A 20,029-nucleotide genomic window follows, 5' to 3' on the forward strand; every position below is an offset into this window, starting at 1 on the left:
TTTTATTTTCACATTTCCAGGATGAGTTTCCGTATAAAAATTCTTCGAGGAGGAGCCGATTTTGTCATTTCTTCATCTAGCAATTGTTCTGCCATTTATTGTGGCACTGCTAATTCCACTTTTTTATCGGTGGACAAAACAAGTTCATACTGGCTGGTTAGTACTTCCGATTCCAGTGATTTTGTTTATTTACTTCTTAACATTTATCCCAAAAACGATGGACGGGGCAACGATTGTTTCAATGCCTTGGATTCCCCGACTTGGGATTAATTTTACGGTAGTAGTAGATGGGCTTAGTTTGCTGTTTGCGCTACTTATTACTGGGATTGGTTCACTCGTTACCTTTTACTCTATTTATTATTTAGGGAAAAAGAAAGAACGACTTAGCAATTTCTATACATTTTTATTTATTTTTATGACGGCAATGCTCGGGGTTGTCTTGAGTGATAACTTGATTGTGTTGTATCTTTTCTGGGAGCTTACTTCCATTAGTTCGTTCTTATTGATTGGGTATTGGTATCATCGTGAGCGTTCACGGTATGGGGCTCGTAAATCGATGATGATTACAGTCTTCGGCGGACTGATGATGCTTGGCGGATTTATTTTGCTTCATATTATGAGCGATTCTTTTTCCATTCGGGAGATTATTAGTAACGCGGATGTAATTAGTAATAATAGTTTATTCATTCCCGCGATGGTTCTTGTCTTGCTTGGTGCGTTTACGAAATCCGCGCAAGTTCCATTTCATATTTGGCTGCCAGATGCGATGGAGGCACCTACTCCTGTTAGTGCCTACCTCCACTCAGCGACGATGGTCAAAGCCGGGATTTATATTGTCGCTCGGTTCACGCCACTATTCGCAAGTTCGGGTGTATGGTTTTGGACGGTATCACTCGTTGGGATTACGACCCTTTTCTGGGGTTCACTTAATGCCACGAAGAAAAATGATTTAAAAGCAATTTTGGCTTATTCGACGATAAGTCAGCTTGGTCTCATTATGGCGCTTCTTGGTGTCGGTGCTGCTTCCCTTCACTTTGATACGCTTAGTGATGATATTTATGTGATGGCGATTGTCGCAGCTGTGTTCCATCTATTTAATCACGCGACGTTTAAAGGTAGCTTGTTTATGATGGTTGGGATTGTCGATCACGAAACAGGCACGCGGGATATAAGACGACTTGGTGGTCTAATGCGTATCATGCCAATTACGGCGACGATTGCATTTATAGGAACGTTCGCAATGGCTGGGATTCCACCGTTTAATGGATTTCTAAGTAAAGAGATGTTTTTTGAAAGCATGGTAAATATTACGCAATTGCAATTGTTTGATGCAAGTACTTGGGGCGTTCTGCTCCCTGTTGTAGCTTGGGTTGCTAGTGTGTTTACGTTTGTTTATAGTATGATTATTTTCTTTAAAACATTTACTGGAAAAGTGAAACCGTACTTACTTCCGAAAAAACCGCATGAAGCGCCATTCGGACTCCTTTTACCGCCGATTATTTTATCTATATTTGTGGTTGGGATTGGTCTTTTCCCTAATTTAATTGCAGAGCCAATTTTGGAACCTGCTGTAAGAGCAATAGTTCCTGGGCTTGCTACTGATTTTTCGATTCATATTAGTTTATGGCATGGATTTACGCCAGCCCTATTAATGACGTTTGGCGTTGTGGCGGTTGGGATTGTCTTGTTCCTTACACATAAATACTGGAAACCTTGGATTACAACCCGTGTTCCAAAAGCACTGCGAATTGGGAAAACGTATGATAATGGGATGTATTATTTGGAACAAGGTTCGTACCGAATGACAATGTTTATTATGACTGGTTGGCTCCGGACTTACTTGAATTACATGTTATCGGCCTTTATTTTGATGATGGCTTCGGTCATGATTTTCACGCAAGCACTTGATTTCAATTTTTCGAGTATGACGAAAGTGACGGTTGTTGATTTTGTTTTAGCGGCAGTTATTTTAGTGACATTGGTTGGGATTGTCTTTTCCAAGTCGCGGATTACTTCGATTATTTTACTGGGAGCGATGGGTTACACGATTAGTATTTTCTTCGTTATCTCCAGAGCGCCTGATCTTGCTTTAACGCAGCTTATTATTGAAACTATTTCAGTTGTGCTTTATCTACTTGTGTTTTATCACCTTCCTCAGTTCAGTAATATTGAGGAAAAGCCGAAATGGTTATCAATGAAGACATTTTTGAGTATCGGGGTTGGTGTGATTATCACGCTCGTTTCCCTTTCAGCGTATAATACGACATTTTATGATTCGATTTCGAAATACTATGTGGATAATGCTTACGTGGAAGCGGCGGGACGAAATATTGTTAATGTTATCTTAGTTGATTTCCGTGGCTTTGATACGATGTTCGAAACGGCTGTACTTTCAATTGCGGCGATTGGTATTTACGCGATGATTAAATTACGACTGACGAAACGAGGTGAGAATGATGAAAACGAATGACGTTCTACTGAGAAATGTAACGAAAGTAGTAGCTTTCATTATTTTCTTATTCTCACTCCATTTATTCTTTGCAGGACATTATAATCCTGGTGGCGGGTTCGTAGCTGGACTTACAACGGCTGGTGCAATTACATTAACGCTACTTGCTTATGATACAAAAACAGTTGCTAGTATGCTTAATATCAATACGATTATGCTTACTGGAGTGGGACTTGTATTCGCCCTTGGTACTGGGATGATTGGGATTTTCACAGGAGATCCTTTCTTAACACATAAATTTGGTCATGTTGATTTGCCAATTTTAGGAGATACCGCGTTACACACGGCGACTTTGTTTGACCTTGGGGTTTACTTAGTTGTTGTCGGTGTAACACTTACGATAATTCAAACGATTGGGGAGAGTGACTGATGGAACTATTAATGTCTATATTAATCGGCTTGATTTTTGCAGCTGCTGTCTACTTAATTCTCTCTAAAAGTTTGTTACGAATTATTATTGGAACGGCTGTCCTAAGCCACGGTGTCAATTTGCTTGTGCTTACGATGGGTGGACTGAAAAAAGGTCGCGTGCCAATTCTTGGTACACCTGGAGCGGGAACGTATAATGATCCGCTTCCACAAGCACTTATTTTGACTGCGATTGTTATAAGCTTTGGTGTAACTGCCTTTTTCCTTGTTCTTGCTTATAGAGCGTATCAGGAGCTTGATAGCGAGAGTGTATCCAAGACGAGAGGACATGAAGCCGATGATGAATAATATAATTTTAATGCCGATATTGATACCTTTCCTTGGAGCAATTACTTTAATGCTACTGCCAAAACGAGTCATCGTTCAACGGGTATTCGCCCTTATTTTTAGTGGTATCTTGGTTGTGGCAACGATTGGACTTGTATTTTATATTCGAGAAAATGGGATTACAACTGTGAATATTGGTAACTGGGCGGCTCCTTTTGGGATTACGATGGTTGGCGATATGCTTGCTGTCCTGCTTACGGCAACGACGAGTATTGTTTTATTCTGCGTGATTCTTTATTCTTTTTATACGATTGGGAAACCGCGGGAGAAATTTCTTTATTATCCAGCGATTCTCTTTATGATCGTTGGGGTTAATGGTTCATTTTTAACTGGTGATATTTTTAATATGTTTGTGTTCTTTGAAGTTATGCTGATGGCATCTTATGTGTTGCTTGTCATTGGTGGGACACAGGTTCAACTTAAAGCAACGATAAAATATTTACTGATTAATGTCGTTGGTTCCGGATTTTTCGTTGTAGCAATTGCGCTACTTTATTCGATGATTGGAACGCTCAACATGGCGGATATTTCGCAAAAAATCACGGACTTAAATGGTGCAAATACTGGAATGATTAGCGTTGTCGCGGTTCTGTTCTTGTTTGTATTCGGATTGAAAGCAGGGTTATTCCCGCTTTACTTCTGGCTTCCAGGTTCCTACTTTGCTCCACCAATTCCGGTGCTTGCTTTGTTTGGTGGACTTCTGACAAAAGTTGGGGTTTATGCGATTATCCGGACATACACACTATTTTTCAGTTCGTTAACAGATTTTGTTGTTCCACTACTTGGAATTCTTGCGATTGTGACGATTATTCTTGGGGTTATTGGGGCAATTAGTTACTATGATATGAAAACGATTGTGATTTATAATATTATGATTGCGATTGGTGTTATTCTGTTTAGCGTTTCGATCATGACACGCGAATCGATGACTGGTGCTGTGTTTTACTTAATTCACGATATGATTATCAAAGCCGCCCTCTTCCTTATTGTTGGGATTGTGATGGCGATTACGGGATACTCTAGCGTGAAAAAATTCAGCGGGTTGATGAGCGTGAAGCCTTCGCTCGGTTGGATTTTCTTCATTGCTACTCTTGGCCTTGCAGGAATTCCACCACTTAGCGGATTTATCGGAAAACTGCTGATTGTTGAAGGAGCATTCTCAGCTGGTCAAATAGTCGGCGGGATCATCATTTTACTATCCAGTTTATTCGTCCTTATGTCTTTAATTAAAGTCTTTACAAAAGGCTTTTGGGGCGAGAAAAAAGGCGTATTCAATTTACAGATTCCGTATAAAAAAATGCTTGTGCCAGTAGTTATTCTACTTGCGATTTCGATTGGTTATGGTGTGTTTAGTAACGCAATTTATCCGTTTATTGAACAGGCGGTTGACCCACTTGTTGACCCTTCTGTTTATATCCATGCGGTGATAAAGGAGTGATAAAAGATGGCTTTTCAACTTATTCTTAATATAATACTTGCTTGTTTGTGGATGTTTTTGGAGTCATCGTTTAGCTTTGCAACATTTATCATTGGCTTTATCATCGGGATTTTCTTGCTATTCTTTATGCGACGGTTCCTAGGATCGAGATTTTATCTTTTTCGGTTATTCGCTCTTGTCAAACTGGTTTTCCGTTTTTTACATGATTTAATTGTTTCTACGGTGCATGTAAGTCGGATTGTATTAAAGAAAGATATGAACATTCGACCAGGGATTTTCAGATATGATACAACGCTTGAGACAGACTGGGAAGTGACGATGCTCGCATTACTGATTACACTAACACCCGGTACGCTTTCGATTGATATTTCGGACGACTATAAAGCAATCTATGTTCACTCTCTTCACGTTCCAAATATTGAAGAAGAAATTGCGACGATTCGTAAGTCTTATGAAGGCGCGATTATGGAGGTGTTCCACGGATGATTATTCAAATCGCTTTATCCATTGGTTTACTTCTCTATTCGATTTCGACTTTCTTATATCTTTACCGTATTTTAAAAGGACCTACTACTTCTGACAAAGTGGTGGCCCTGGATTCTATCGGAATGAACTTAGTGGCAATTGTTGCGCTTCTTTCGATGTTTTACGATACGCATGCCTTTTTGGATGTTATTTTACTCATTGCGCTCCTTGCATTTATCGGAACGGTTTCCTTTGCCAAATTTATTGAGAAAGGAAAGGTGATTGACCGTGAACGTGATAATTGAGATTATTATTTCTATTATGATTATAATTGGTGGTTTGCTTAGTATTCTTGCCGCAATCGGGGTTATCCGCTTGCCTGACGTATATACAAGAACACACGCTGCCGGGATTAGTAATACATTTGGCGTTAGCTTACTTCTGTTCGCAACGGTTGGTTACTTTTTCCACTCAGGCGAAGGTTTTAATGCGCGAGTACTTCTGGCCGTATTGTTTATTTTCTTAACTACACCAGTGGCTTCTCACCTTATTAACCGGGCTGCTTATGATACCGGTGTTCCACTAGCTATTCGAATTCGTGACCAATTGCGTTCGGTGAAAAAAGACGATATCAAGAAAAAGAAAAGTCTTATTATCCGACAAGAACAAATTGAAAAAGCACGACAAGAACGGGAAGAATTGGAAGAACGAATGGAATGGGAACGACGCGAAGAAAAAATTGATGAGCGCGAAGATCAGGAAGAACAAGAACGTGAACGCGAGGAACAAACGATTGAAGAACAGTCGGATGATTCTGAGCATGAAATCATCGAGCAAGATGAAAGTGAAACCGAATCAGACGATGATAAATCGGAAAAATAAAAAAAGCATGGCGAGATTTAATCTCTGCCATGCTTATTATTTTCGCTTCTTTTTAACTGCAATGGTACATCTGCTAATACAAAGTAACTTCTCAGTTTCATCAGTAATCTTTATTTCCCAAACTTGGGTACTTTTACCAATATGGATTGCCTCTGCGGTTGCTGTCACCAATCCGGCTTGTTTTGATGCTAAGTGATTGGCATTAATTTCTAAACCAAAGACGATTTCATCGGGTTCGATTGATTTGGCAGCACCAATACTTGCTGCATGTTCCGCTAAAACAACAGAAACCCCACCATGCAAATAGCCAAATGGTTGATGGACTTTTTCTGTCACTTCTAATTGAACAACGGCTTTCCCTTTTTCTACTGAAACAATTTCAATACCAATAGTTTCTTGAAGTCCCATATATTCCCTTCTCTCCGAATTTGATTTATACTTTATTATATAAGAGTTGGAAGAAAAATTCTAGAATAGGTTTTTAATAAGCTCATTGTGGTAAAATAAGAATAGACTTTTTGACAGGAGAGATTTGATGTCGATATTTACGAATACACCATTAATTGCATCTATTATTGCGATAGTGTTTGCCCAAGTGGTCAAAGTTCCGATTCATATTTTAGTATACCGGAAGTTTAACCTCGGATTAATGTTTTCCACCGGTGGTATGCCCAGCTCTCACTCGGCTGCGGTTACTGCCTTAATGACTACACTTGCCATTGAATACGGGTTAGATTCACCTTATTTCGCGATTTCTGTTGTATTTGGTATTATCGTGATGTTCGATGCGACTGGCGTTAGAAGACAAGCCGGTGAACAAGCAGTTGTTTTAAACAAATTAGTAACGGATTTCCAAGACTTCGTGGAACATGCAAAAGGACTTGCTGCTCCTGAACAAGAAGAAAAAACGAAGCATTTAAAAGAATTACTTGGTCATAAACCTATGGAAGTTTTCTTCGGAGCACTTACCGGGATTGCGATTGGATTTATTTTAGAAATGTTTATGTAAATAAAAAGTTGACTATTTGTAGTCAACTTTTTTTGTTTGTCGTTAGTTTACAGCTATATGTTAAAGGGAAAATCATGATATCAACGGATTTTAAAAAGGGGCTGACTTCGGTGAAAAAGGTAACACTCATTTTTAGCGTTTATACATTTATTCTAGGTATCTTAGTGGGAGTTATTGCTGCTTTATTTTTAGCAATGGTTCACTTTGCCACGACATTTTTGTGGGATTATCTTCCTAATCAGTTTGATTTTTCATCGTATTATCCTCTACTAATCGGCTTAATCGGGAGTTTTTTTGTAGGGATGGTTCAGCTGAAACTTGGTGACTATCCGCGGTCAATGCATGATAATGTTGCTGAGGCGAAGAAAACTGGACGGATGGAATATCGCAAAGTTCTGCTTCCAACAATACTTAGCGCTTGGATTATTTTAACATTTGGGGCGAGCGTTGGTCCGGAAGCGGCTTTAATTGGTATCGTAGGTGGTGCCACGACTTGGATTATTGACCATTTAAAATTATCTATGGCGCATAAAGAAGAACTTGTTAGTTTGAGTGTTGGCGCGATTATTTCCAGTATTTTCCACGCTCCGTTTAGCGGACTAGCCGAGGAAATTGATGAAAGTAGTCAAGCAAAGAAAATTCCTAAAAACTCTAAATTAGTGTTATCACTTCTTATTTCTTTTAGCGCACTCGGATCTTTCCTTTGGCTGAAATCCTTTTTAAAAATGCCTGCAAGTATTTTTGCGATTCGGCTACCTGATATGGGTTGGTCTTGGTGGTTTATTTTACTTTTTATTCCAACAATTATTCTCGGATGGCTTTTTAGTGTTTATTTTCAGCAATTACAAGTATACATTGCGAAAGCGGCCTCTGTAATTAAAAATAAAATGGTCGCGGCGATTATCGGTGGATTAAGTATTGGTTTGTTTGGGATTATTTCTTCCTTCATGTTGTTTTCCGGCGAACATCAGTTAATCGAATTAACAACTACTGTCCAAAATTATTCGATTCCCTTCTTATTAATTATTGCGCTCTTAAAGCCTGTTTTAGTCGCTATCTGTTTAGCAACTGGTTGGAATGGTGGTGCGATTTTTCCGGCGATTTTCACTAGTACTGTGATGGGATACATAGCAACATATTGGATAGATGGGGCAACTGGATTTCTCATTACGGTTTTCGTAACCGCCTGTTGTACGAAAATTGTGGGAAAGCCTGTTCTAACCGCATCCATTTTACTTTTCATTTTCCCGCTACAATTTTTCCCGTTTATTCTACTGACAGCCTTTATCGTTAATAAAAATTGGTGGGTTAGCATTAGAAAAATTATCCGGGCATAAAAAAAGCAGAAATTCCCCAAGAATTTCTGCTTTTTTTCACGAACAATCCCAGTTATACATAATATTGGAAAAGTCTCGATTGATTAGATCTTGTTTATTTATAAAGAAGTTCCCGACACCGCAGTCGCCCCACATAATTGCCATTCTGTTCTCATCAAAATCCTCAGATGCTAATTGAAACAAAAGCGTGTCATGATGCGGGTTTTCTGTATACATACGCGGATCTTCTTGTGTGAAAAAAGGATACCCCCCAATTTGACTACATTCTTTACCAATTTGATATAGTGCTTCAGATTTATCTTCATCTTCCGCGAAAATTTGGTCAGCCAGCTCATAAAAATTACTTCCAAATTCATTTTCAAAATCAAAGCTATCTTGTAATAGAATTTGATCTGAAACTTGCCCAGCTATTTTAAATTCACCATTTACAACGGGGTAAAAGTCCGTTTTCGCTACATCTTCAAAAAATGCATCTTGTTCTTCGGCAGTTAAGCTCTCACTTCCCAAGTCATCGAAGAAAAACACCCGAAAACCTTCTTGGCTCGTTGGATTTTCAAAATTAAGTCCATACAAATCATCTTGATAATCCACATAAAAAGCAAGCAATCCAAATTCTGGATAATTTTCCATTTGCGGCATTTCCGAAAAATTAATTTGTGTTAATAAGGACAGTGGCTTACCTTCTTCGGTCACTGGATAGCCTTGCTCTTTTGGTAAGTAACCACGCCCACCAGCTTTACTTTGCAACAATGAAAGCTTACCAGCATCCTTAAAATGTAGCTCTATCCGCTCTTTCTCCGTTTCTAAAAAACGTTCGGCCCATTCACTTGGAAGTATATCAAAAAGTTGTTCCATGATTTACCTTCTTTCTTTTTTTCTAATTATAACATGAAAAAAGCGCCATATCTGACAAAAGCAGATACAGCGCTTCTTGAGTTTTTATTTATAGAATTTGAATTTACCTTTACTTGCCAAGACGCCTGAACCACCAATAAGTAGTAGGGCACGGTCATCAATAACTTTCTTCATAACGGAAGCTGGATAGCCTTTCAAGTTTTTACCGAAAACGACACCAATTGCATCGTTATCGCCTAGAGAGCATACCGTTCCTTTTTCATGATAAACAAAGTCTTGTAGGTCCGTTTCGCCTTTAACTAATTTAGCTAAGTTCACTGCAGCCACATCTGCTTGTTGCATTGCAATTTGGGCAGTTGGCGGGAATGGACGGTCGTTTGCTGGGTTGATGATTAGTGAGCAGTCACCAACAATTAAAATTTCCTCGTTACCTGGAACGGTTAAATTGTTGTTTACTTTCACACGACCACGGCCAGCTTCAAAACCAGATGCTTCGATAACGCTATTGCCACGAACACCGGCAGCCCAAATAATCGTTGCTGCTTTGATTTCACGAACTTCATTTTCACTTTCGGCATATTTTACGCCGTCAGCTGTAGCCTCTTTGACTGGTTTACCGACATGGAATTCTACGCCGCGATCTTCCAGTACACCAACACCATAATCAACGAGTTTCGCATCAAATTGTGGTAATACTTTTGGAGCTGCTTCCATACAGTAAATGCGAACTTTTTCGCGTGGTACATCATATTGTTTCACTAATTCTGGAATACGATTAGTTAATTCCCCAAGAAACTCAATTCCAGTAAAACCAGCGCCACCAACGATAATTGTTAATAATTCATCGCGTGGGTCTGTTTTCCATTTAGCAAATTGCGCTTCAATGTGCGCACGGATTTTTTTAACGGATTCTACACTTGTAATAGTGAAGGCATATTCTTTCAAACCACTGATTCCAAATGTTTCTGCTTCTGACCCAAGAGCAATTAATAAATAGTCATAGCTGATATCGCCATTTGCATCTAGTGTGACTGTTTTTTCATCTTTATTAATTTTTACTACTGTATCTTGGATAAATGTCGTTTTCGTATCGTTAACGACTTTGTCTAATGGATACATTAATTTTTCTGGTTCAATTGTTCCAGCTGCTGCTTCATGTAACCAAGTCGTTTCGTGGTGATAGTCATTCTTATTCACTAGAACGATTTCGGCTTCCAAGTTTCTTTGTTGTAACTTACGTAAAGTTTTTAGTCCCCCGTATCCTGCTCCGAGAATGACAATTTTTGGTTTACTCATCTGTTATCACATCTACTTTCCCTTATATTTTTCTTCACAAAAAAAATTGCATTAAGAATTTCTTACTGCACCTATGTAGATTGCGCTAAAAATCTACTGCAAACAATGAATAAAGTGAAAATGGTAAGTACCAATATATTCCCTATTTCACAGCTTACAAACTATATCATAGACTTTTTAACATTCATTTTCAAGAAAGCGAACTCAAGGGTTTAAGCTTCTTTGGAGCATGGTTCGAGTGGTATACGATTTTTTTCACAATAAAGCTTTGAGACGACTTGGTTTTCATAAAAATCTTTTATTTGAAACGTAATTGGTCTAGTTCATTTTTTTCCATATTTTAATGAAGACAATCCCGTAAACATTCTTTTTCAACAATATATGCTAAAATATGCTTATTGCAACTTTAGCGATTTCATAGGGAAATTAGGAACTAGGGGGTGATGTATTTTGGATGAAAAAACAAAAATTTATGATATCACGATCATTGGTGGTGGACCGGTTGGGCTATTTGCTGCATTTTATGCCGGCATGCGCAATGCGAGTGTGAAAATAATAGAAAGTTTACCGCAATTAGGTGGACAACTTTCCACGCTTTATCCTGAGAAATATATTTATGATATTCCAGGCTATCCTTCTGTTCGCGCACAGGAACTTGTTAATAATTTGATTCAGCAAATGAAACCATTTGATCCGACCGTTGCACTGGAGGAAGCTGTTCAAAGCGTGGAAAAACAAGTCGACGGCACATTTGAAATCATCACGAAGAAAGATACACATTACAGTAAGGCAATCATTATTACTGCTGGAAATGGCGCATTCGAACCAAGACGTCTTGACCTTCCAGAAGCAGAACAATACGAAGGAACAAACATTCATTACTTCATTAACGATCTGAGTCGTTTTTCAGGTCGCCGTGTTGCAGTTTGTGGTGGCGGGGATTCTGCGGTTGACTGGGCACTCATGCTTGAAAAAGTCGCAAGTTCAGTCGCAATTGTTCATCGCCGTAATGCGTTCCGTGCGCACGAGCATAGCGTGAATAATTTGGAAAAATCATCTATCGCGATTAAAACACCATTTATCCCAACCGAAGTGCTCGGTAACGGCGATAAATTAACCCATATTACTTTGCAAGAAGTCAAAGGTGATACTACCGAAACGCTAGAGATTGACGATTTCATCATTAATTATGGCTTCGTTTCCTCGCTTGGTCCGATTAAAAATTGGGGTTTAGAGCTAGAACGCAATTCGATTGTCGTCAATTCAAAAATGGAAACGAGTATCCCAGGAATTTATTGTGCAGGTGATATTTGCACATATGACGGTAAAGTAAAACTAATTGCAACAGGATTCGGTGAAGCACCAACTGCCGTCAATAATGCAATGAATTTCATTGATCCAAAAACACGCGTGCAACCAATGCACTCCACATCTTTATTCGAATAACAACCGAAACCACGAGGCGACTTGTGGTTTTATTTTTTACTCACCGGGAAAAGTTCTTTGTAGATATTTTTTAGGAGGAGATTAGCAATGAATGTACTCGTAATTGGCGCAAATGGCAAAATCGGCCGTCTTTTAGTCGAAAAACTTGCAATGGAAAAAGGCTTCTTCGTCCGAGCAATGGTTAGAAAAGCCGAGCAAGTGAGCGAACTTGAAAAACTTGGTGCAAAGCCGATTATCGCTGATTTAAAAAAAGATTTCCACTATGCCTATGATGAAATTGAAGCGGTTATTTTCACAGCAGGCTCTGGGGGTCACACGCCTGCTTCCGAAACTGTTAACATTGATCAAAACGGAGCCATCAAAGCAATCGAAACTGCCAAAGAAAAAGGTGTACGACGATTTATCATTGTTAGCTCTTACGGCGCCGACAATCCAGAAAATGGTCCCGAATCTCTCGCCCATTATTTAAAAGCCAAACAAGCAGCCGATGAAGAACTAAAAAGAAGTGGTCTCGACTACACCATTGTCCGCCCAGTTGGCCTCTCAGATGATCCAGCCACTGGCAAAATCGCTGAAGTTTCCGGAAAACCTAAAACGAATATTCCTCGAGCAGATGTTGCAGATTTTATTAGTGAAGCTTTATCCGAAAAATCAAGTTTCTATAAAACCTACACCATCGAAAGTGGCGACACACCAATCAAGCAATTTTTTAACTAATAAAAAGCGATGAGCTCGTAATCTGGCTCATCGCTTTTTTCTATATTAAAACGGATTTTCTTCCAAAAATGTATATATATTCGCAACTAATTCCTCTGCTGTTTCTCCGCGAACCACTTCCCCGTCCACTAAAGCAAACAAACTTGTCGCACATAAATCACAATATGTCAGACAATCATATTCAATCACGTCTAAATTATCATCCGCATCTAGTTTCGCAAATGCAGCATCTGCCCCACTCGCTAAATTATTCACGCAAAATTCCACAATCGGATTCATTTCCCCTTGCCCCCTAGACTGTTACATTGTTGCCAAGTAACCACGGTCGGTCATTACTTGATAAATATCTTTCAACCGAGGATTGCCTTCCGCGATAATTTCACCGTCAACCACAATGACTGGGTACATATAATCTTCTTCGACAATTTTATTCGCCATATCCGCTAAAGCCGTTTCATTTGGCGGATTAAAAATATCCACATACTCCACCACAAACGGCTGCCCTGAAAACTTCCGACCAATTGCAGCTCGAAGCCATTCCTCTGTTTCCTTCGAGGATGGCGCTCCGACACAACTCGCACAAATAGTCGTTGAACCATAAACATATAATTTCGCTTCATTTACCATCACGCTTCACCTCATTATCATTGTACAAAAACCCACCGGAAAAAGCGACTAAGCTGTTTCACGAAGCATAACTATTAAACTTTATGAATTTTTATAAAGATATGAATTGACACAAATTTACAGATATATTATAATATTTCCAATACATTGCTAATCTTTAAAGCAGTAGTGTATTAATATGATAAACCGCCTCAAGGTTGTACCCGTGATTTCACGGTCAACATATAAGTAACACTCCCTTTAACAATTGGGCGCGCAACCCAATTGTCTTTCAACCTTACCAGTTGAAAGAGCACGTTCCTTTCTGAGCCTTAGGAACGTGTTTTTATTTGGGCCGTTCGAAGTGTAACGAGTTACGGACCAAATATGCATGCGAGCAAAGCGAGCATGTAATCCTTCCTGTAAAGTGCGCCCACCACACAAACTATCATCCTCCATCAAAATCCATCCACCATCTATCGAAAATCCGCATTCCCATTCGCCCATTCGAAGCAAAGTAAGTTACGGGCCAAATATACATACAAGCAGAGCAATCATGTAAACCTTCCAGTAACCCACATCCATAAAAAAACACCCACTTTTCTTTATACATTATATATATCCCTAGAAAAGCGACCAACCCCTACAACCACCTAACACAACACCCTACAATACCACCAAAAACAATATGGCGAAATTGCAACAAAAGTCAAAACCTGCTCAGAATACCACCAAAAAGACATGTTTTCGAAACATTTTCTCTGATACAATTACATTGCTTTCAGACGTAATCACCAAATTTCCAACTATAAAGAATGCGTCCAACAACTAAGGAGGAAACGAAACATATGTATAAACTTGTCAAAATAATTTTAGCTTTATTCTTAATAACTACAGTATTCTTACCATTTAGTAATGTAAAGGCAGCACCAACAGATGTAGTAAATATACCTGATCCGGTGTTAAATTCAGGACTAAAAAACATCATAGGAAATCCTTTCTTAGATGAGATAACCGAGGCAAATATGGCGACTATTACTGTCGCAGATCTTTCCAATATGTCAGGAGCACCGGGGTATCCAGTTACCGGCCTAATTAAAGATTTAACAGGACTAGATAAAGCCGTTAATATGACCAAATTATATTTTTCCAATCAATCACAAATTAAAAATCTAGATAAAATTAAAAATTTACCCAATTTGAAAAAAATCGTAGCAGTAACAACGGGATTGAATAATATTTCAGCTCTTGGAGAAATGCCGGCGTTAGAAGAAGTAGAACTCGGCGGTGATTATATTACCGATTTTACACCATTACTTGAAAAGGAAAATTTAACATCATTCTCTTACAACTCTTACGCATGGTCCAATCCTGCATACCATCAAATTAATAATGATGAATTTAAAAATTTTACAAAACTTAAATCGTTAGTAAAACTAGATTTAACTTGGAATAATATTACCGATTTATCACCTTTAACAGAAAATGATCATATTACTAACTTAAATTTAAATTATAACCAGTTTACTAATGTCGCCCCTATTGCTACCATGAAAAATTTAAAAGTACTTTATTTGAACAACAATAATTTAACTTCCATCGATGCATTGAACACACTAAGAGGCTTAACAATTGCTTATGCAGATAACAATAATATTACCGACTTGAGTAACTTGAAAAACTTCTTTGAAGCAATGGTTGCCCAAGGAGATTATGGAGGACTGCAAATTAATAACCAAACTATCACACTTCCGACAATAAATATAAAAAAAGGAGCAACAGCAAATTCAACTAACCCCACTTTAGATATTAATGGTCAAAAAATGCCTGTTTCCAATATTTCTAATGATGGAACAGTCTCTGCTGATAACAAAACCGTTTCTTTTGCAAATCTACCTATAGGAAATAAGACTGTCACTTACAAAGCCAAATTTACAGCAACTTCTTCTAAAGGTGTCCCTCTCAGCTATTCTATCAATGTGTCACAACCAATAAATGTTTCTGAACAAACAGATTCAACAGTGAGTGTATTTTACCAAGATGAAAACGGCAATGAATTAGCTCCCACCGAAACACTCTCAGGAAAATCTGGGGAGGATTATCAAACTACCGAAAAAACAATAGCCAACTATCAGTTAAAAGAAATTGAAGGACAAGCTTCTGGTCAATTCACCGACACCGATTCAACTGTTACCTATGTTTATGAAAAAGCAGATGGCGCTCCCGTTACTGTGAAATACGTCGACGCGGACGGCAACGATTTAGCTACTTCCGACACACTGAACGGCAAAATTGATGCACCTTATCAAACTTCCGCCAAAAGCATCTCTGATTGGGCAGTTAAAACTACTCCTAATAACGCAACTGGCGTATTTACCAATAGTAAACAAACCGTTACGTACGTTTACGAAAAAGCAGATGGCGCGCCTGTTACTGTGAAATACGTCGACGCGGACGGCAACGAATTAGCTACTTCCGACACGCTTAACGGCAAAATTGATGCACCTTATCAAACTTCCGCCAAAAGTCTTTCCGGTTGGACAGTTAAAACTACTCCTAATAACGCAACTGGCGTATTTACCAATAGTAAACAAACCGTTACGTACGTTTACGAAAAAGCAGATGGCGCGCCTGTTACTGTGAAATACGTCGACGCGGACGGCAACGAATTAGCTACTCCAGATACATTGAACGGTAAGCTAGATACATCTTACGCGGTAACAGCTAAAAACTTGAGTGGTTGGAAGTTAACAGCTACACCATCCAACGCTAATGGCGTATTTACAACTGATGCTCAAACAGTCACCTTTGTATACGCTAAACAAGAAGACGATCCTAAAAAAGATGATAAAACACCAAATAATACAAAACCAGATACAAACAAAACACCTATTAAAATCAATGAAAACAAACCAACAGCAAGCAAAGTAACTACAATCAAAAGACAAACAAAATTACCGAAAACCGGCGATACTCAACAAGATAGTATATTGTTCGGATTAATGGGTACATGTTTCGTTCTCTTAGGAATTTACTCTATCTCTAAGAAAAACAGCTAAAATAAACTGCTAAAACTCTCTTATCAATTGGATAAGAGAGTTTTTGTTTGGTAATTACTTCATATCGTACTACTTTCGACCTCAGAAAAACCCAATTTAATTTCTTTAAATTTCCCCATATCCTGTTATAATAGAGAATATGATAATGCCTCACGAAAGGAGAACTATGTCCTATGGAAGAAATTAGCTACGCCGAAGTTGATAAAGCTTTAAAAAAGTTCCGTCCGTTTTTAGTTCGTGATGGCGGGGACTATGAACTTATTGAAGTCACACAAGACGGAATCGTAAAAATTAAACTACTTGGTGCATGCGAGACTTGCCCCAGTTCTGATATGACTTTAAAAATGGGTATCGAATTAACTTTAGCAGAAAAAATTATCGGTTTTAAAGAAGTTGTTCAGGTTTTTTAAAACAAATATTTTAGCGACCAAACAATCGGTCGCTATTTTTGTATAAAAATGTTTAGAAATCCTGTAAACGTCTATCATACAATATACATACAGTTAGAAGGAGGTAAGAAAAATGGTAGAAAAACAAAGTGCCTTAGAATCAAAAGCACGCAGTTGGCTCATCGAACGAGGCGTAGAAATTGACGATATCGCAGAACTTGTCTTATTTTTACAACAAAAATATCATCCCGGATTGGAATTAGATATTTGCCGTCAAAACGTTGAGCATGTTCTTCGTAAGCGAGAAGTCCAAAACGCTGTTTTAACAGGCATACAGCTTGATGTGATGGCTGAAAAAGGGGAACTCGTCCAACCACTACAAAATATCATTAGCGCTGATGAGGGGCTTTACGGCGTCGATGAGATACTCGCGCTCTCCATCGTCAATGTGTACGGATCTATTGGATTTACCAATTACGGTTATATCGATAAAGTAAAACCAGGCATTCTTGCAAAACTAAATGAACACGATGGTATCGCCGTTCACACATTCCTTGATGACATTGTCGGCGCCATCGCTGCGGCCGCTGCCAGTCGTCTTGCGCATAGTTATCACGACGACATCGTTAATTAAACAAAAACCAGTAAAACAAGAGGCTATTCCTCCCATTTTACTGGTTTTTCTTTTCCTAATTTTACTTCTACTTGCCGAATCGAGTTTTTATTCATTGAACGAACGATAAAGCGGTATCCCTCATGTTCAATCTCATCACCAGCTTCTAAGTCAAAACGTTCGAGCAACATCCATCCCGATAACGTATGAACACCCGGCCCTTCAATCGGAACACCAAGCGCTTCCTCGACTTCAAGGAGCGGCTCAGACCCTTCAATAATATAATGATTCAAAGCTACTTTTCGAATCCCTTTCGGACCTTTTGCTTCTTCCATATCACCAACAATTACTTCCATGACATCTTCTAGCGTCACAATCCCCGAAGTCCCGCCGTATTCGTCCGTGAGAACGACAAATGGTTCACTTTCTTGCTGCATTTTCACAAGTAACTCTTCCAAAATCATGCCTTCAAACACTTCTAAAACAGGCGTAATAAATGGTTGAATAGATTGCGTCACAATCGTTTCATCTTTTCCAAGTCCAGCCATCACCGCACTGACTCGTAGCATTCCGATAATATGATCCTTATCTTCATCTTCGGTTACTGGAAAAATATGATATGTATGTTCAGAAGTTAATTTCAATAAATCTCGTACGGTCGCCGTTTGATCAATCGCAATCATCGACATTCGCGGTATCATCACTTCTTTCGCTGGTACGTCGCCCAGTTTGAAAATATTTTTCATATAGCGAAACTCTTGTGGATTCAAAAGTCCTTGTCTATAGCTATCTTCAAAAATAATCTTCAGTTCGGTCGGTGTCATTTGATCCGCATCAACCGTTTGCTTTACGCCAAACATCCGCGTGATTAAATTCGCCGAGTTATTTAATAGCCAATTGAGTGGAAAAGTCAGGCGGTACCAATAAACAAGCGGACGCGCGATAAACAGCGCTACTTTTTCTGTACTTTGAATTGTAAATGTTTTCGGTGCAAGTTCCCCAAGTACCACATTTAAGAACGTAATTAAAATAAACGAAACAAAAATCGAAATCGGCTTTTCAACTGATTCTGGCACTGGCAACATTAAGAATAATGGCTCCAACCAACCACGCATTGTCGCTTCACCAACCCACCCCATAGCAAGCGCGGCGAGTGTATTACCTAACTGACAGGCAGCCAAATAATCATTCATATTCGAAGTAACTTTTTTTACATATTTCGCTCGCGGGTCCTCTGAGGCTACTAGTTGCAGGACAGTAGGTTTCCGGATTGCGACAATGGCAAATTCACTTGCCACGAAAAAGGCAGTCGCTGCAATTAAAAATATCACAAAGAAATCATTAAAAACGTCCATTTAGCATCCTCCTTATCCCCATTCTATACCCGTTCTTAGCGTTTAAACCACAAGTCCGCCACTGCCTCACCGTCGATAATTTCACCTGTTTTCTCAAAACCATATTTTGCATAAAATTTTTCCGCTACAATATTATCAGGTTCATAAGATAAACGTAGTCGTGCTGGCTGTTCTGGTAAATTTTTCACCGTCTCAATAATTTGCTCTAACGCATCCCCGCCGTAACCTTTACCTTGATGCTCTTTCCCTGTCATAAACCGTACTAGCCAAAATTCTCCATCATCTGTATCCATACCGTACATTGCGTAGCCAACCGGCATATTATCCGCGTATATTACAAGCGAATGATACGTTTCTTCAAAACTTGCTTCGATAATGGAATACCAGTTTTCTGCGACAAATGTTTTTTGGTGCGGGTGTACTTCTAACTTCGCTGTTTCGTGAAAATTGTCTTTTGTTACTTTTCGAATTGAGACCATTTTCTAACCTCCTATTTATTAAAAAAAGAGCAGAAAAATTCCGCTCTTCTAGTTAAATTTCCAATCAGTTAGTTTTGTTACAGCGTATGTAGGCTGGATTTCTTTCGTTAATAATGCTTCTTTTGATGTAAAGCCAGTGTGTACGATTAACGTATCCATGCCGTAATTGATTCCCGCCATAATATCGGTTTCGTAGTTGTCTCCCACCATGATTGCTTCATCTTTATGGACACCGAGTTTTGCAAGTGCTTGCTCCATAATAATGGATTCAGGCTTTCCAATAAATATTGGTGCTGTTTCTGTGGCTACGGAAACGACTGATGTGATCGAACCATTTCCCGGAAGCAAACCGCGCTCTGTCGGAATTGCCGCATCGCCATTCGTCGAAATAAACATCGCTCCACCGCGAACTGCAAGAGCTGCCTTTGAAAATTTCTCATAATCGACTTCCCGGTCAAGCCCAACGACAACAAAAGCTGGATTACTAGAAGTTATTTCAAATCCATTATCTGTTAGTTCTTGTTTTATTCCACGTTCACCGATAACATAAACCGATTTTTCGCGTTTTTGTTCCATCATAAATTGCACGGTTGCTTGTGACGTCGTGAAAACATCGTCACTTACGGCTTGAATCCCCATGTCAGTTAAATGTTCTGCTACTTGCCCAGGTGTTTTTGTTGAATTGTTTGTTACAAATAAATACGGAAGCCCCGCACGTTTTAAGTTTTCGATAAAAATGATCGCCTCAGGAATAACTTCTGCTCCGCGATACATCGTGCCATCTAAATCAATTAAATACGCTTTATAATTCTTCAATT

Annotated in this window: 24 protein-coding genes; 14 read left to right on the forward strand and 10 right to left on the reverse strand. The window is 39.0% G+C overall.

The annotated features are described in order from the left end of the window. Nucleotides 1-61 precede the first annotated feature (61 nt). The 7 genes from CKV70_RS12030 to mnhG are packed head-to-tail and all read left to right on the forward strand — an operon-like array spanning nucleotide 62 to nucleotide 6,050. Nucleotides 62-2,470, forward strand: a complete 2,409-nt coding sequence (locus CKV70_RS12030) for a Na+/H+ antiporter subunit A (RefSeq protein ID WP_014601114.1) — start codon at nucleotides 62-64, stop codon at nucleotides 2,468-2,470. Then, nucleotides 2,454-2,879 carry a Na(+)/H(+) antiporter subunit B gene (locus CKV70_RS12035; RefSeq protein ID WP_003769105.1) on the forward strand — a complete coding sequence of 142 codons (426 nt, stop codon included), beginning with the start codon at nucleotides 2,454-2,456 and terminating at the stop codon, nucleotides 2,877-2,879. Before CKV70_RS12030 ends, CKV70_RS12035 begins: the two co-directional genes overlap by 17 nt. Continuing rightward, entirely contained in the window at nucleotides 2,879-3,226 is a 348-nt protein-coding gene (locus CKV70_RS12040; RefSeq protein ID WP_003722406.1) for a Na(+)/H(+) antiporter subunit C, read from the forward strand. The genes CKV70_RS12035 and CKV70_RS12040 overlap by 1 nt, the downstream gene beginning before the upstream one ends. Next, the gene (locus CKV70_RS12045) at nucleotides 3,219-4,703 is read left to right on the forward strand and encodes a Na+/H+ antiporter subunit D (RefSeq protein WP_014601115.1); all 1,485 of its coding nucleotides are present in this window, start codon (nucleotides 3,219-3,221) and stop codon (nucleotides 4,701-4,703) included. The genes CKV70_RS12040 and CKV70_RS12045 overlap by 8 nt, the downstream gene beginning before the upstream one ends. 6 nt (nucleotides 4,704-4,709) lie before the next feature. Beyond that, entirely contained in the window at nucleotides 4,710-5,189 is a 480-nt protein-coding gene (locus tag CKV70_RS12050) for a Na+/H+ antiporter subunit E (RefSeq protein ID WP_003722408.1), read from the forward strand. Further along, complete coding sequence (locus tag CKV70_RS12055; RefSeq protein ID WP_003722409.1) at nucleotides 5,186-5,473, forward strand: Na(+)/H(+) antiporter subunit F1; 288 nt, start codon at nucleotides 5,186-5,188, stop codon at nucleotides 5,471-5,473. Before CKV70_RS12050 ends, CKV70_RS12055 begins: the two co-directional genes overlap by 4 nt. Further along, entirely contained in the window at nucleotides 5,457-6,050 is a 594-nt protein-coding gene (gene mnhG / locus CKV70_RS12060; protein ID WP_003722410.1) for a monovalent cation/H(+) antiporter subunit G, read from the forward strand. The genes CKV70_RS12055 and mnhG overlap by 17 nt, the downstream gene beginning before the upstream one ends. A gap of 36 nt (nucleotides 6,051-6,086) precedes the next feature. Here the strand turns inward: mnhG and menI are convergent, their stop codons facing one another. After that, a complete protein-coding gene (menI, locus tag CKV70_RS12065) occupies nucleotides 6,087-6,458 on the reverse strand; it encodes a 1,4-dihydroxy-2-naphthoyl-CoA hydrolase MenI (RefSeq protein WP_003722411.1) in 372 nt (123 codons plus the stop codon). A 127-nt stretch (nucleotides 6,459-6,585) separates the two neighbouring features. On the opposite strand from menI, the gene CKV70_RS12070 reads away from it, so the two are divergent. Continuing rightward, entirely contained in the window at nucleotides 6,586-7,059 is a 474-nt protein-coding gene (locus tag CKV70_RS12070; RefSeq protein WP_009925810.1) for a divergent PAP2 family protein, read from the forward strand. Between the two features lie 110 nt (nucleotides 7,060-7,169). Beyond that, on the forward strand, nucleotides 7,170-8,396 hold the full coding sequence (locus tag CKV70_RS12075) for a chloride channel protein (protein ID WP_014601116.1): 1,227 nt from the start codon (nucleotides 7,170-7,172) through the stop codon (nucleotides 8,394-8,396). Between the two features lie 36 nt (nucleotides 8,397-8,432). On the opposite strand, the gene CKV70_RS12080 is transcribed toward CKV70_RS12075, so the two are convergent. Beyond that, nucleotides 8,433-9,251, reverse strand: a complete 819-nt coding sequence (locus CKV70_RS12080) for a YwqG family protein (RefSeq protein WP_003722414.1) — start codon at nucleotides 9,249-9,251, stop codon at nucleotides 8,433-8,435. A gap of 84 nt (nucleotides 9,252-9,335) precedes the next feature. Beyond that, nucleotides 9,336-10,547, reverse strand: coding sequence for an NAD(P)/FAD-dependent oxidoreductase (locus CKV70_RS12085; RefSeq protein ID WP_003733275.1), 1,212 nt, complete (start codon nucleotides 10,545-10,547; stop codon nucleotides 9,336-9,338). Nucleotides 10,548-10,997: 450 nt separating this feature from the next. Here CKV70_RS12085 and CKV70_RS12090 point away from each other — a divergent pair, with 450 nt between their 5' ends. Then, entirely contained in the window at nucleotides 10,998-11,993 is a 996-nt protein-coding gene (locus tag CKV70_RS12090; RefSeq protein WP_003722416.1) for an NAD(P)/FAD-dependent oxidoreductase, read from the forward strand. An 87-nt stretch (nucleotides 11,994-12,080) separates the two neighbouring features. Then, nucleotides 12,081-12,710: an SDR family oxidoreductase gene (locus CKV70_RS12095; RefSeq protein WP_014601117.1), complete on the forward strand. Its 630-nt coding sequence runs from the start codon at nucleotides 12,081-12,083 to the stop codon at nucleotides 12,708-12,710. Between the two features lie 45 nt (nucleotides 12,711-12,755). Here the strand turns inward: CKV70_RS12095 and CKV70_RS12100 are convergent, their stop codons facing one another. From CKV70_RS12100 to CKV70_RS14625, 4 genes are all read right to left on the reverse strand, one after another. Next, on the reverse strand, nucleotides 12,756-12,989 hold the full coding sequence (locus CKV70_RS12100) for a YuzB family protein (protein ID WP_003722418.1): 234 nt from the start codon (nucleotides 12,987-12,989) through the stop codon (nucleotides 12,756-12,758). Nucleotides 12,990-13,010: 21 nt separating this feature from the next. Continuing rightward, entirely contained in the window at nucleotides 13,011-13,337 is a 327-nt protein-coding gene (locus tag CKV70_RS12105) for a YuzD family protein (protein WP_003722419.1), read from the reverse strand. 240 nt (nucleotides 13,338-13,577) lie between these two features. Then, complete coding sequence (locus CKV70_RS12110; RefSeq protein WP_061668593.1) at nucleotides 13,578-13,760, reverse strand: hypothetical protein; 183 nt, start codon at nucleotides 13,758-13,760, stop codon at nucleotides 13,578-13,580. Nucleotides 13,761-13,764: 4 nt separating this feature from the next. Continuing rightward, the gene (locus CKV70_RS14625; RefSeq protein WP_022741866.1) at nucleotides 13,765-13,929 is read right to left on the reverse strand and encodes a hypothetical protein; all 165 of its coding nucleotides are present in this window, start codon (nucleotides 13,927-13,929) and stop codon (nucleotides 13,765-13,767) included. A 235-nt stretch (nucleotides 13,930-14,164) separates the two neighbouring features. Here CKV70_RS14625 and CKV70_RS12115 point away from each other — a divergent pair, with 235 nt between their 5' ends. The 3 genes from CKV70_RS12115 (at nucleotide 14,165) to CKV70_RS12125 (ending at nucleotide 17,398) form a co-directional block, all read left to right on the forward strand. Beyond that, the gene (locus CKV70_RS12115; protein ID WP_014931015.1) at nucleotides 14,165-16,375 is read left to right on the forward strand and encodes a MucBP domain-containing protein; all 2,211 of its coding nucleotides are present in this window, start codon (nucleotides 14,165-14,167) and stop codon (nucleotides 16,373-16,375) included. Nucleotides 16,376-16,548: 173 nt separating this feature from the next. Next, complete coding sequence (locus tag CKV70_RS12120; RefSeq protein ID WP_003722421.1) at nucleotides 16,549-16,785, forward strand: NifU family protein; 237 nt, start codon at nucleotides 16,549-16,551, stop codon at nucleotides 16,783-16,785. A gap of 112 nt (nucleotides 16,786-16,897) precedes the next feature. Then, a complete protein-coding gene (locus CKV70_RS12125; RefSeq protein ID WP_003725592.1) occupies nucleotides 16,898-17,398 on the forward strand; it encodes a phosphatidylglycerophosphatase A family protein in 501 nt (166 codons plus the stop codon). Between the two features lie 23 nt (nucleotides 17,399-17,421). Here the strand turns inward: CKV70_RS12125 and CKV70_RS12130 are convergent, their stop codons facing one another. Genes CKV70_RS12130 through CKV70_RS12140 form a run of 3 tightly spaced genes read right to left on the reverse strand, consistent with a single transcriptional unit; the run spans nucleotide 17,422 to nucleotide 20,027 of the window. Next, nucleotides 17,422-18,732: a hemolysin family protein gene (locus tag CKV70_RS12130; protein ID WP_003722423.1), complete on the reverse strand. Its 1,311-nt coding sequence runs from the start codon at nucleotides 18,730-18,732 to the stop codon at nucleotides 17,422-17,424. 35 nt (nucleotides 18,733-18,767) lie between these two features. Further along, the gene (locus CKV70_RS12135; protein ID WP_003722424.1) at nucleotides 18,768-19,211 is read right to left on the reverse strand and encodes a GNAT family N-acetyltransferase; all 444 of its coding nucleotides are present in this window, start codon (nucleotides 19,209-19,211) and stop codon (nucleotides 18,768-18,770) included. A 48-nt stretch (nucleotides 19,212-19,259) separates the two neighbouring features. After that, complete coding sequence (locus CKV70_RS12140) at nucleotides 19,260-20,027, reverse strand: TIGR01457 family HAD-type hydrolase (protein WP_014601120.1); 768 nt, start codon at nucleotides 20,025-20,027, stop codon at nucleotides 19,260-19,262. Nucleotides 20,028-20,029: the final 2 nt, after the last annotated feature.

It is taken from the genome of Listeria monocytogenes (genome assembly GCF_900187225.1).
In the GTDB taxonomy this organism is placed as follows: domain Bacteria; phylum Bacillota; class Bacilli; order Lactobacillales; family Listeriaceae; genus Listeria; species Listeria monocytogenes.

Bases quoted from the DNA above. Each gene is read 5' to 3' on its own strand.
- CKV70_RS12035 (WP_003769105.1), top strand. From the start codon at position 2,454: ATGATGAAAACGAATGACGTTCTACTGAGAAATGTAACGAAAGTAGTA.
- CKV70_RS12040 (WP_003722406.1), top strand. From the start codon at position 2,879: ATGGAACTATTAATGTCTATATTAATCGGCTTGATTTTTGCAGCTGCT.
- CKV70_RS12045 (WP_014601115.1), top strand. From the start codon at position 3,219: ATGAATAATATAATTTTAATGCCGATATTGATACCTTTCCTTGGAGCA.
- CKV70_RS12050 (WP_003722408.1), top strand. From the start codon at position 4,710: ATGGCTTTTCAACTTATTCTTAATATAATACTTGCTTGTTTGTGGATG.
- CKV70_RS12055 (WP_003722409.1), top strand. From the start codon at position 5,186: ATGATTATTCAAATCGCTTTATCCATTGGTTTACTTCTCTATTCGATT.
- menI (WP_003722411.1), bottom strand. From the start codon at position 6,458: ATGGGACTTCAAGAAACTATTGGTATTGAAATTGTTTCAGTAGAAAAA.
- CKV70_RS12070 (WP_009925810.1), top strand. From the start codon at position 6,586: ATGTCGATATTTACGAATACACCATTAATTGCATCTATTATTGCGATA.
- CKV70_RS12080 (WP_003722414.1), bottom strand. From the start codon at position 9,251: ATGGAACAACTTTTTGATATACTTCCAAGTGAATGGGCCGAACGTTTT.
- CKV70_RS12085 (WP_003733275.1), bottom strand. From the start codon at position 10,547: ATGAGTAAACCAAAAATTGTCATTCTCGGAGCAGGATACGGGGGACTA.
- CKV70_RS12095 (WP_014601117.1), top strand. From the start codon at position 12,081: ATGAATGTACTCGTAATTGGCGCAAATGGCAAAATCGGCCGTCTTTTA.
- CKV70_RS12100 (WP_003722418.1), bottom strand. From the start codon at position 12,989: ATGAATCCGATTGTGGAATTTTGCGTGAATAATTTAGCGAGTGGGGCA.
- CKV70_RS12105 (WP_003722419.1), bottom strand. From the start codon at position 13,337: ATGGTAAATGAAGCGAAATTATATGTTTATGGTTCAACGACTATTTGT.
- CKV70_RS14625 (WP_022741866.1), bottom strand. From the start codon at position 13,929: ATGTATAAAGAAAAGTGGGTGTTTTTTTATGGATGTGGGTTACTGGAA.
- CKV70_RS12115 (WP_014931015.1), top strand. From the start codon at position 14,165: ATGTATAAACTTGTCAAAATAATTTTAGCTTTATTCTTAATAACTACA.
- CKV70_RS12120 (WP_003722421.1), top strand. From the start codon at position 16,549: ATGGAAGAAATTAGCTACGCCGAAGTTGATAAAGCTTTAAAAAAGTTC.
- CKV70_RS12125 (WP_003725592.1), top strand. From the start codon at position 16,898: ATGGTAGAAAAACAAAGTGCCTTAGAATCAAAAGCACGCAGTTGGCTC.
- CKV70_RS12130 (WP_003722423.1), bottom strand. From the start codon at position 18,732: ATGGACGTTTTTAATGATTTCTTTGTGATATTTTTAATTGCAGCGACT.
- CKV70_RS12135 (WP_003722424.1), bottom strand. From the start codon at position 19,211: ATGGTCTCAATTCGAAAAGTAACAAAAGACAATTTTCACGAAACAGCG.